Here is an 11,944-nt window from a genome sequence, read left to right as displayed (position 1 = left end):
ACAATGGATGGAATGTATGAACAAAATCAAATGCCACACAGTAACGAGGCTGAACAGTCTGTCTTAGGTGCCATTATCATAGATCCAGAATTAATTAACACTACTCAGGAAGTATTACTTCCTGAGTCATTTTATAGAGGTGCGCATCAACATATCTTTAGAGCAATGATGAACCTCAATGAAGACAACAAAGATATTGATGTTGTTACAATTATGGACCAGCTATCCCAAGAAGGTCGCTTAAATGAAGCAGGTGGTCCACAATATCTTGCAGAGTTATCAAGTAATGTACCAACGACAAGAAATATTCAATATTATACAGAGATTGTCTTTAAACACGCGACCAAACGTAAATTAATTCAAACTGCTGATAGTATTGCCAATGACGGCTATAATGACGAGTTAGAGCTCGATACAATACTTAATGATGCCGAACGTCGCATATTAGAGCTATCGTCGTCACGAGAAAGTGATGGATTTAAAGATATTCGTGACGTTCTTGGTGAAGTATATGAAAATGCAGAATTATTAGATCAAAACAGCGGTCAAACGCCAGGTATACCAACAGGGTATCGCGATTTGGACCAGATGACAGCTGGTTTCAACCGTAATGATTTAATCATTTTAGCAGCACGTCCTTCAGTAGGTAAGACTGCCTTCGCACTTAATATTGCGCAGAAGGTAGCGACACATGAAGACCATTTTTCAGTAGGTATCTTTTCACTTGAGATGGGTGCCGATCAGTTGGCAACACGTATGATTTGTAGTTCTGGAAATGTAGATTCAAACCGTTTAAGAACAGGTACAATGACTGAAGAAGACTGGAATCGCTTTACCATTGCAGTCGGAAAATTATCACGAACTAAGATATTCATTGATGATACACCTGGTATTCGAATTACAGATATCCGTTCAAAATGCCGTCGTTTAAAACAAGAGCACGGTTTAGATATGGTAGTGATTGACTATTTACAATTAATTTCAGGAAGCGGTTCTCGATTTTCAGATAATAGACAACAAGAGGTATCTGAAATTTCGCGTACATTAAAAGCGATTGCCAGAGAACTTGAATGTCCGGTTATTGCACTGAGTCAGTTGTCTCGTGGTGTTGAGCAACGTCAAGATAAGCGTCCGATGATGAGTGATATTCGTGAGTCGGGTTCTATCGAGCAAGATGCGGATATCGTAGCATTCTTGTACCGTGATGATTACTACAATCGTGGTGAAGACGAAGATGATGATGACGATTCAAACTATGAACCACAAACAAACGATGATAATGGTGAAATAGAAATTATTATCGCGAAGCAACGTAACGGCCCTACAGGTACCGTGAAGTTACACTTCATGAAACAATACAATAAATTTACAGATATTGATTATGCACATGCCGATTTTGGCTAAGAAAAAAATATTTTTATGATTATTTCCGTACAATTTTTACGTCAAACGTTTTATTGTACGGTTTTTGTTTGTGTTTAGAGATATTAAATATTTGTAAGTATGTGTCTTTTATTATATAAAAATCTGTTGAAAAGCATGGTGTTATTGACTTAACAGTACATTGAAAGTGATTTTAAAGTTTTACTGTTTTTTGAAAATAGCATAAAATCAATGTTCGATTTTTGGTTTGCAATATGTTTTGGGTATTGGTAAAATACGTAATGGTTAATCGAGAAAACTTGGAGGTGCTCATATGTCATCAATAGTAGTCGTTGGGACACAATGGGGAGACGAAGGTAAAGGTAAAATTACAGATTTCTTAGCAGAACAAGCAGACGTTATTGCACGTTTTTCAGGCGGTAACAATGCGGGCCACACAATTAAATTTGGTGGAGAAACGTATAAATTGCACTTAGTACCATCTGGTATTTTCTATAAAGAAAAATTAGCAGTGATTGGTAATGGTGTCGTTGTCGATCCAGTAGCACTATTAAAAGAATTAGACGCTTTAAATGAACGCGGTATATCAACAGATAACTTACGTATTTCAAACCGTGCGCAAGTGATCTTACCATATCACATCAAACAAGATGAGTATGAAGAAGAGCGTCGTGGAGATAATAAAATCGGTACTACGAAAAAAGGTATCGGCCCGGCTTATGTGGATAAAGCACAACGTATCGGTATCCGCGTAGCTGATTTATTAGATAAAGAAACATTTGAAAAATTATTAAAAGATAATATTGAATATAAAGGTGCATACTTCCAAGGCATGTTTGGAAAAGATTGTCCAACATTTGATGAAATTTTTGAAACTTATTACGCTGCAGGTCAACGTTTAGCACCATTTGTAACAGACACTGCAAAAGTATTAGACGATGCATTTGTTGCAGAAGAAAAAGTATTATTTGAAGGTGCACAAGGCGTAATGTTAGATATTGATCACGGTACATACCCATTTGTTACATCTAGTAACCCAGTCGCAGGTAACGTGACTGTTGGTGGTGGCGTTGGTCCAACATTCGTTTCTAAAGTGATCGGTGTTTGTAAAGCATATACATCACGTGTTGGTGATGGTCCATTCCCAACTGAATTGTTCGATGATGATGGTCACCACATTCGTGAAGTAGGCCGTGAATACGGTACAACAACAGGTCGTCCACGTCGTGTTGGTTGGTTTGACTCAGTAGTCTTACGCCATTCTCGTCGTGCAAGTGGTATTACAGATTTATCAATTAACTCAATTGATGTACTAACAGGTCTTAAAGAAGTTAAAATCTGTACAGCATATGAATTAGATGGTGAAGAAATCACTGAATACCCAGCAAACTTAAATGACTTGCAACGTTGTAAACCAATCTTCGAAACATTACCTGGTTGGACTGAAGACGTAACAGGCTGTCGTTCATTAGAGGAATTACCTAATAACGCACGTAGATATTTAGAACGTATTTCTGAATTATGTGATGTTGAAATTTCAATATTCTCAGTTGGTCCAGACCGTAATCAAACAAACTTATTAAAATCATTATGGTAAATCATTGAAATAGATACTAAAAATACCTTGTAGACATCAGTAACAATAATCTTGTTACTCGTTTACAAGGTGTTTTTGTGTTTTTAGATTTAGTTTTTTAGTGTAGATGTTTGTCACGAAAAGCTAGTATTTGATCCACAGCATAAATATAACCCGGGAAATCATGTGATTGCACATGTTTAACTTTTTCAATATTTGCTTGGTAGTCTTCACGTTGTTGCAACATTTCAATTACTTTTGCTTTTAACGCATCAGGTGTGATGGTGTTCGCGTCAGCTTGTTGTCCAATTTTTAATTTTTCGATTTGCTGTGCAACAATGGGTTGATCCGCACTCTGTGGAAAAGCGAGCATAGGTACATTCATTAACATCGCTTCATTTGTACTATTCATGCCAGCATGAGTCAGAAATAGCGATGTATACTGCAATAATTCTGTTTGTGGTACATATGATTTCAGTAATACATTTGATGGAATTTGTTCAAAGTCTGTTGGATCATTAACGTCGCCAATAGACACAACAATCGAGGCATCAATATCTGATAAAGCTGCAAAACATTTATTGAAGAAATCAATATTTTGATTAAACACAGTTCCCAGTGAAATATAAATAATTGGACGTGTCTGATCCACCTCCTCCATAAAACTAGAAGGCTTAGGTGTTATGATAGAAGGCCCTGCAAAACAATAACGCTCAGAATCAAACTTTGAAGGATCGATTTGGAATCGCTTCATCACATAAGAAACATTGAAGTCACCTGGATTCGTCATTGTTTCATAGCGTGAGGCAACATCAACGTCATAACGTGCTTTGATCTGTTGTTGCAAGTGGTGGAAGATTTGATTGGCCTCATCTCGTTCAGCAGTTGTAAGTTTTTGTGCTTGATAATTGAGCACCGCTTCAAAGCTTGCTTTGGTATGTGCGAACGTAGTGATAGATGAAATAGTAGGGATTTTCAATTTTTGAGCGATTAAAGCACCACAGCTAAACATCGAATCGTATATCAGATAATCATAATGTTCGTTTGCGATTTCGGATAAAATTTTTGGCAGAATAATATCCACAGTATTTAATAAACCGTTAATAACGTGGTACAAATTGCCAGAACCATATGTAGTAAAGCGTTCGACAATTGCTTCAGCAGGAAGTGTGCGTACTTCGACACCTGTATCTTCCAATTTATCTTGGTAGTAATCGCTGGCATAATACACGACTTCCTCGCCTCTTGCTACGAGTTCTTGGCACACAGCGATTGTTGGATTGATATGTCCTGTAGAACCTAAATTGATAAATAAAACCTTTGCCAATATAAATCCTCCTTAAACTAATACAATATATTTAGTGTATCAAAAAGAATTGAGAACAAAAGTATTTAAAGACTTAAGGAATTGGTTAAAATTAAGAAGAAATTCAAAATTTTAGAATATTTATTAAATATATGAGAAAAAACAAACACCTATAAGTAGCATTATGATAATGTTTTTAAGATTTTAAGGTCGTATTTTCACTTTATACATTAAATATAGAAAATTATACTAACAAAATTAAAAAAATAGCTTGTCATCCCTGTTAAGAGTTGATATAATTTATCTTGTGCTTAAGACAGGCTCCTTGGTCAAGCGGTTAAGACACCGCCCTTTCACGGCGGTAACACGGGTTCGAGTCCCGTAGGAGTCACCATTTTAGGTCTCGTAGTGTAGCGGTTAACACGCCTGCCTGTCACGCAGGAGATCGCGGGTTCGATTCCCGTCGAGACCGTATAAATGCCCATCCAGTAGGATGGGCATTTTTTATGTATAATCATAGAATTTGATTTGAACTTAAACGAGAAAATCCATAATATGATGAGAGAATAGATTAGTAATGCTATAAGCTAAAGATGAGGGAAAGGTGTGTACATATGAATCAGCATAAACAATCAACAGATACAGATTTGATTAATCTCATTAGTGATCGACACAATGAGCTTCGACAAAAGGTTGAATATCTGATGGCACAACAATTTCCTGAAATCCATTTTAGCAGTTCAGAATGGTATTGATTACTACCTTATGTATATTATAAACAGGGATTTTACTTCCTCTCTATTTGAAGGGCGCATTACTCTTTAGCGCTGTAATTGCAGGATTAATTTTATTGCCAGTCAACGCGGTGAATTTAGTACTTTCGCCAATCGTAGGATCACTATTTGACCGCTTTGGTGCACGCTATTTTGGTATTATAGGCTACCTGTTGATGTTTATAGCGGCGCTCACGTTTGCATTAACGATTACTGCGCATACACACGTTTGGCTGATTATCTTACTATTTATGGTTCTATTTTTTGGAATAACGATGGTGATGATGCCTGCACAAACGAATGAGTTAAACCAGTTACCACATGATTTATATGCAGACGGTTCAGCAACGATTACGACATTGATTCAAGTAGGTGGTTCAGCGGGAACAGCGATTGCCATTACAATCTATACAACTGCAATGAAATCATTTGGAGCAGCACATCCAAGTGCAAGCCAAGAAGTAGTATTAGCACACGGCGTCCAATTTACCTTTATCTTCATTATAATATTGACCGTGATTGGCTGGCTACTTTCACTGTTTGTAAGCAAGTCACCACAAACTTAATTTTTTTGAAAATGACTCAGTTTTAAGGGTATGAATATACAGTAACGACGACTGCGTTAAATACTGTGTATTCACGCCCTTATTTTTGGTTATAAGCAATAAACTCGAAGGACGCTTGATAATTCTATAGACTGTATTTACCTATGAATAGGCGGAAAATATCTATTTGTTCATAACAATGTTATAATTTTGCAATATACAATTTTAATTTTTTATTTAGAAAAATAGAATTAGACTGCTATAAATGGTAAATTATATTATAGGGAAATGCGTAGAATTTAATGTAAATGTACTACAATATAGAAATGAGGTTTATAAATATGGCTAGAAAAGTAGTTGTAGTCGATGATGAAAAACCAATTGCTGATATTTTAGAATTTAATTTGAAAAAAGAAGGCTACGAAGTATTCTGTGCCTACGACGGTAACGATGCAGTAGATTTAATCTACGATGAAGAACCAGATATAGTCTTATTAGATATTATGTTACCAGGTCGTGACGGTATGGAAGTCTGTCGTGAAGTCCGTAAAAAATACGAAATGCCGATTATCATGTTAACTGCAAAAGACTCAGAAATCGACAAAGTATTAGGTCTTGAACTTGGCGCAGACGACTACGTAACGAAACCATTTAGCACGCGTGAATTAATCGCACGTGTGAAAGCAAACTTACGTCGTCATTATTCACAGCCAGCACAAGAAGTGAACGATGCATCTAATGAAATATCTATTAAAGACATCGTCATCTATCCAGATGCATACTCTATTAAAAAACGTGGTTCAGATATCGAATTAACACACCGTGAATTCGAACTCTTCCATTACTTATCTAAACATATGGGTCAAGTAATGACACGTGAACATTTATTACAAACTGTTTGGGGTTATGACTATTTTGGTGATGTGCGTACTGTAGACGTAACAATTCGACGCTTACGTGAAAAAATTGAAGATGATCCATCGCATCCAGAGTATATCGTGACACGTCGTGGTGTTGGATACTTCCTCCAACAACATGATTAGAGGCACGTATTCATGAAATGGCTTAAACATTTTCAGTCCTTACACACGAAATTAGTTATTGTCTATGTCTTGCTCATTATCATCGGTATGCAAATTATCGGTTTATATTTTACAAATAGTCTTGAAAAAGAACTAACACAAACATTTAAAAATAATATTTCGCAATATGCGAAACAAATAGAAATAAATATAGAAAAAGTCTATGACGAAGATGATTCGGTCAATGCTCAAAAAGAAGTTCAAAACTTATTAAATGAGTATGCCAATAGACAAGAAATAGAAGAAATTCGTTTTATTGATAAAGATCAGATTATCATGGCTACCTCCAAGCAGTCTACGCGTAGTCTAATAAATCAAAAAGCAAATGATAGCTCTATCCAAAAAGCATTATCATTAGGTGAAATTAATAGTCACACTGTTTTAAAAGACTACGGTAATGGTAAACAACGCGTTTGGGTATACAATTTACCCGTTAAGACATCGGATGATGGGACTATCGGGGATGTCTACATCGAAGCGGATATCAATGATGTGTATAACCAGCTTAGCAGTATCAATCAAATCTTCATCGTTGGTACGGGTATTTCATTATTGATTACCGTAATTCTCGGTTTCTTTATTGCACGTACAATTACCAAACCGATTACAGACATGCGTAACCAAACCGTCGAAATGTCTAAAGGAAACTATACACAACGTGTGAAGATTTACGGTAATGACGAGATTGGTGAACTGGCACTGGCATTTAATAACCTGTCTAAACGTGTACAAGAAGCACAAGCCAATACCGAAAGTGAGAAGCGGCGTCTAGACTCCGTTATCACGCATATGAGTGATGGTATTATTGCGACCGATCGTCGTGGCCGTATCCGTATCGTCAACGATATGGCATTAACAATGATGGGCACAATGAAAGAAGATATTATCGGCGAATATATGCTCAATGTACTTAAACTAGAAGAAGACTTTTCATTGGACGAAATCCAAGAGAATAACGATAGCTTCTTGCTAGATATCAACGAGTCAGAAGGCATTATTGCCCGCGTAAACTTTAGTACTATTGTGCAAGAAACAGGTTTCGTCACAGGTTACATTGCCGTACTACACGACGTTACTGAGCAACAACAAGTCGAGCGCGAACGTCGCGAATTCGTTGCCAACGTGTCACATGAATTGCGCACACCATTAACTTCAATGAATAGTTACATAGAGGCACTTGAAGGTGGCGCATGGAAAGATGGCGAATTAGCACCACAATTCCTATCTGTAACACGTGAAGAAACAGAACGTATGATTCGACTTGTTAATGACTTATTACAATTATCTAAAATGGATAATGAATCCGACCAAATTACCAAAGAAATTGTCGACTTTAATATGTTTGCAAACAAAATTATTAATCGACACGAAATGTCTGCCAAAGATACGACGTTCATCCGTGAAATTCCACAACAAACGATTTTCACAGAAATTGATCCAGACAAAATGACGCAAGTGTTCGATAACGTTATTACCAATGCAATGAAGTATTCTCGTGGTGATAAACGCGTCGAGTTTCACGTGAAACAGAATACTTTATACAACCGTATGACCATTCGCGTCAAAGATAATGGTATCGGCATTCCGATTAATAAAGTAGATAAAATCTTTGATCGCTTCTATCGTGTCGATAAAGCACGTACACGTAAAATGGGGGGTACAGGACTTGGTCTAGCAATCTCTAAAGAAATTGTAGAAGCACATAATGGACGCATATGGGCAAACAGTGTTGAAGGACAAGGTACATCCATCTTTATCACGTTGCCATGTGAAGTCTTAGAAGACGGTGATTGGGATGCGGAGTAAAGAGCTAATCAAATCCATTATCCTTGGTCTCCTAGTCCTAATGAGTGTCGTTTTAACCTATATGACGTGGAACTTTTCACCAGATTTGGCCAATATTGACAATCAAGTGAGTAGCAGCAAAGCTTCAGAAACCAACGTGATTGGTAAGCCATTAAACGAAGGCATGGGTAAAGTTGTTACCCCATATCAAATCGTGCACTCTGAAGGTGAAGATACAGAAGGTATGGAAGCAACGAAACAGAATGTTGAAGCAACACTCGAACCGTTAAAAGATCATCGTGTTATTCGTTCAGAACAAATGCACAGTAATCACAATTTAATCATTCCAGATTTAACCGACGAGTTTCTTGTGCTCGATTTTACCTATGACATGCCGTTAGCGACATACTTAGGTCAAGCACTCAATATCGATGCCAAAGTGCCGAATAACTTTAAATTCGACAGACTCATCGTCGACAATAATAAAGACGGTTACGTGAAACTCTACGCGATTAGTAAAGATAGACACAACGTGGTCCGCATGACGACGTCTGCCAAACTAACTAAATTAAAAAAGGTTATGAAGCAACAACAAAAAATCATGAAACCATATACAGAAATCATTACCAACAAAGATACGATTGACAGAGCGACACACATTTTTGCGCCGAAATCACCTAAAGGTATGAAATCATATCATACGATTTACAACCGCATTGGTGTCGACACGATGAATTCAATCCTGTTCAATGACTCTGTCGTTGTGCGTAGTACGAAGAGCGGTACCACAACCTATAACAATAATACAGGTGTAGCGAATTATTATGATGATAGTGAAAAATATCGTTATACAAATCTGCCAGAAGATGAAAATCGCTCAACCAATATGCAAGACAGCATTCCAAGTACCTTTGATTATATTAATAATCACGGCGGCTTTACGGACGATTTTAGACTATTTAATGTTGATAACAAGAGCGGTGAACTCACATATCAATTATTCTTAAATGGTCGTCCAACTTTTAATGAAGAAGATCTCAACAACATCAAAGTTTCATGGGGCGATAAAGGCGTCTTCAGTTATGCACGTGCATTGTTGAAAGCAAATGTGACGATTGACAGTGGTGAAGACGAAACGAAATTACCTGGTGCTGAAACCGTTCGTTCAGAACTTGCCAACAATCCAGAGATTAATTTTGAAGAAGTGACCAACATGACTATTGGTTATAAAATGGAAAATCAACCAGATAAAAGTGATATTGAAATTCAACGCAACAGCGAATTTAAACCGCAATGGTATGTGCAATACAATGGTGAGTGGCGCGCATACAACGATGGGGGGCTAGAATAAATGAACTGGAAACGTGCAAAAACATTATTTATTTTCGTATTTATTCTAGTAAATTTAAGTTTAGTCATTATCTACATTGATAAAGTGAATAAATCACACATCAATGATAGTGAAGATGAAAATGCTGTGAATTTTAAACAAGAAGAAATTAAGATTCCAGACAACCTCCCAAGCGTGAAAGATTTGAAAATGCAATTATTGACTGCCAGATCTTATGATTTCTCATCTTTTGCAAAGACACATTCCGAGGTTTCAAGTGAAGACTCTGGTGCTACAGCAAAAAGAGACATTTCAAGTCCCGTCGATGTCAGCAATGATCAATACACAGATTTGAAATCATACGTGAAAGACAACGTCTATAAAGGCAAAGATTATGAAATGAGCAATATCAATAACGACAAAGTGACATTTGAACAAACATACAACGAATATCCAATTATGAACAATAATAAAGCGAGGTTGGAATTTAGTATTAACGGTGATGGCAAAGCGACGAGCTATAAACAGACGGCCATGAAATCCATCGCACCCTCTGACGGCGCTAATAATGACAAGAAACAAGTGAATTCAGCTAGAAGTGCGATAGAGGCCTTGTACTATAATCGTTACTTGAAGCGGAACGACGAAGTCACGAATGCGCGTCTCGGCTACTATACCGTTGTTAAAGAGCCTAATGTACAAGTATTAGAAGCCAATTGGGAAATTAAAGTGAAACACGCGGACAAGATTAAGACATATTATGTCGAAGCTGTTTCAGATAGCCCGAAAATTATTGCAGAATAACGTGGATTATTAGCACACCTTCGAGTCGAGGGTGTGCTTTTTTGTGTGGATGTGTGGTAGTGGTGAGATTGGTTTTGGATTCGGGTTCGGACAAATTATGTATTTTTGGAAAATGATTCTATTAAAATTAAACAATATGCACGTAAGTCAGCGCCAAAGTATGTTAAAATTAAATACTGTTAATAGGCGTTGGATAAAATTAAGAAATGGCGCGCTAACGTATGAAAGCCTTGAGTGACTATTGTTGGGAAACGGTGGTTAAGAAGAGCCTCATTTTCGAAAAGTGGTATTACTACAAGAATGATATTGGGGCAATTGATACGAATCAAGGGCTTTTATAGTACATAGATTAGACAGAGGGCATGTTGACGGCACATAAACCGTAGTCTGACCCCAAATAAATTAAATTTAAACAGTGTTTATAGATTAGAAAGGGTGAATCGCTTGATACGAATGAGTGTATTAGCGAGTGGTAGTACAGGAAACGCCACTTATGTGGAAAGTGATAAAGGCAGTATCCTTGTCGACGCAGGTTTGACAGGTAAAAAAATGGAAGAACTATTTGGACAAATAGACAAACAAATTCAAAATTTGAATGGTATCTTAGTGACACATGAACATTCAGATCATATTAAAGGCCTTGGCGTCTTAGCACGTAAATACAAATTGCCAATTTATGCTAATGAGAAAACGTGGACAGCCATTGAAAAGAAAGACAGCAAGATTCCTATGGAACAGAAATTCATTTTTAATCCATATGAAACAAAATCAATTGCCGGTTTCGATATTGAATCATTTAACGTGTCTCACGATGCCATTGATCCACAATTTTACATTTTCCATAACAACTATAAGAAATTTACAATTTTAACCGATACAGGCTACGTCTCAAACCGTATGAAAGGTATGATTCAAGGCAGCGATGCATTTGTCTTTGAAAGCAACCACGATGTGGATATGTTGCGCATGTGCGGTTATCCATGGAAGACGAAACAACGTATCTTAAGTGATATGGGTCACGTTTCAAATGAAGATGCTGGTCACGCTATGACAGACGTTATCACAGGTAGCACTAAACGCATTTATCTGTCTCACTTATCGCAAGACAACAATATGAAAGATTTAGCACGAATGAGCGTTGGACAAGTGTTAAATGAGCACGATATTGATACAGAAAAAGAAGTATTGCTGTGCGACACTGACAAAGCCAATGCAACCCCGATATATACGTTATAAGCGGTCTTGGGAATGGGACAGAAATCTAATTTTTTATTATATTAAAAGTAATTAGTATGAGGAGAATTGACTAGACAATTTTAGCGATTACTTAATCAAGTAGCATAATATACAATATTTGAAT

At 36.9% G+C, this 11,944-nt stretch carries 10 protein-coding genes and 2 tRNA genes; 11 read left to right on the top strand and 1 reads right to left on the bottom strand.

Annotated elements, in window-relative coordinates:
* Positions 1–3: 3 nt before the first annotated feature.
* Together dnaB and BJS11_RS07405 are read left to right on the top strand one after the other, a co-directional pair.
* On the top strand, positions 4–1,404 hold the full coding sequence (dnaB, locus tag BJS11_RS07410; protein WP_069995337.1) for a replicative DNA helicase: 1,401 nt from the start codon (positions 4–6) through the stop codon (positions 1,402–1,404).
* Between the two features lie 292 nt (positions 1,405–1,696).
* On the top strand, positions 1,697–2,980 hold the full coding sequence (locus BJS11_RS07405; protein ID WP_069995336.1) for an adenylosuccinate synthase: 1,284 nt from the start codon (positions 1,697–1,699) through the stop codon (positions 2,978–2,980).
* A 97-nt stretch (positions 2,981–3,077) separates the two neighbouring features.
* Here the strand turns inward: BJS11_RS07405 and BJS11_RS07400 are convergent, their stop codons facing one another.
* Complete coding sequence (locus tag BJS11_RS07400) at positions 3,078–4,286, bottom strand: macrolide family glycosyltransferase (RefSeq protein WP_069995335.1); 1,209 nt, start codon at positions 4,284–4,286, stop codon at positions 3,078–3,080.
* Between the two features lie 298 nt (positions 4,287–4,584).
* Here BJS11_RS07400 and BJS11_RS07395 point away from each other — a divergent pair.
* The 9 genes from BJS11_RS07395 to BJS11_RS07355 all read left to right on the top strand — a co-directional run bounded on the left by BJS11_RS07395 (position 4,585) and on the right by BJS11_RS07355 (position 11,820).
* A tRNA-Glu gene (locus BJS11_RS07395) sits at positions 4,585–4,659 on the top strand.
* Between the two features lie 5 nt (positions 4,660–4,664).
* Positions 4,665–4,737: transfer RNA gene (locus BJS11_RS07390), tRNA-Asp, on the top strand.
* Positions 4,738–4,879: 142 nt separating this feature from the next.
* Positions 4,880–5,020, top strand: a complete 141-nt coding sequence (locus BJS11_RS13700; protein WP_159427252.1) for a hypothetical protein — start codon at positions 4,880–4,882, stop codon at positions 5,018–5,020.
* A 29-nt stretch (positions 5,021–5,049) separates the two neighbouring features.
* Positions 5,050–5,604: an MFS transporter gene (locus BJS11_RS07385; RefSeq protein ID WP_374699930.1), complete on the top strand. Its 555-nt coding sequence runs from the start codon at positions 5,050–5,052 to the stop codon at positions 5,602–5,604.
* A gap of 320 nt (positions 5,605–5,924) precedes the next feature.
* Entirely contained in the window at positions 5,925–6,626 is a 702-nt protein-coding gene (gene yycF, locus BJS11_RS07380; RefSeq protein ID WP_069995334.1) for a response regulator YycF, read from the top strand.
* A 12-nt stretch (positions 6,627–6,638) separates the two neighbouring features.
* A complete protein-coding gene (gene walK, locus BJS11_RS07375) occupies positions 6,639–8,471 on the top strand; it encodes a cell wall metabolism sensor histidine kinase WalK (protein WP_070014069.1) in 1,833 nt (610 codons plus the stop codon).
* Positions 8,461–9,801, top strand: coding sequence for a YycH family regulatory protein (locus BJS11_RS07370; protein ID WP_069995332.1), 1,341 nt, complete (start codon positions 8,461–8,463; stop codon positions 9,799–9,801). Before walK ends, BJS11_RS07370 begins: the two co-directional genes overlap by 11 nt.
* Complete coding sequence (locus BJS11_RS07365; RefSeq protein ID WP_069995331.1) at positions 9,802–10,584, top strand: two-component system regulatory protein YycI; 783 nt, start codon at positions 9,802–9,804, stop codon at positions 10,582–10,584. It abuts the gene before it with no gap.
* Positions 10,585–11,019: 435 nt separating this feature from the next.
* On the top strand, positions 11,020–11,820 hold the full coding sequence (locus tag BJS11_RS07355; protein WP_142351572.1) for an MBL fold metallo-hydrolase: 801 nt from the start codon (positions 11,020–11,022) through the stop codon (positions 11,818–11,820).
* Positions 11,821–11,944: the final 124 nt, after the last annotated feature.

This window comes from Staphylococcus caeli (assembly GCF_900097965.1).
GTDB lineage: Bacteria > Bacillota > Bacilli > Staphylococcales > Staphylococcaceae > Staphylococcus > Staphylococcus caeli.
Note: the sequence above shows the minus strand (reverse complement) of the source record. Positions and strands in the feature narration are given on the sequence as shown.

Excerpts from the sequence above, each read along its gene's own strand:
- BJS11_RS07370 (WP_069995332.1), top strand. The coding sequence starts at position 8,461 with ATGCGGAGTAAAGAGCTAATCAAATCCATTATCCTTGGTCTCCTAGTC.
- dnaB (WP_069995337.1), top strand. The coding sequence starts at position 4 with ATGGATGGAATGTATGAACAAAATCAAATGCCACACAGTAACGAGGCT.
- walK (WP_070014069.1), top strand. The coding sequence starts at position 6,639 with ATGAAATGGCTTAAACATTTTCAGTCCTTACACACGAAATTAGTTATT.
- BJS11_RS07365 (WP_069995331.1), top strand. The coding sequence starts at position 9,802 with ATGAACTGGAAACGTGCAAAAACATTATTTATTTTCGTATTTATTCTA.
- yycF (WP_069995334.1), top strand. The coding sequence starts at position 5,925 with ATGGCTAGAAAAGTAGTTGTAGTCGATGATGAAAAACCAATTGCTGAT.
- BJS11_RS07405 (WP_069995336.1), top strand. The coding sequence starts at position 1,697 with ATGTCATCAATAGTAGTCGTTGGGACACAATGGGGAGACGAAGGTAAA.
- BJS11_RS13700 (WP_159427252.1), top strand. The coding sequence starts at position 4,880 with ATGAATCAGCATAAACAATCAACAGATACAGATTTGATTAATCTCATT.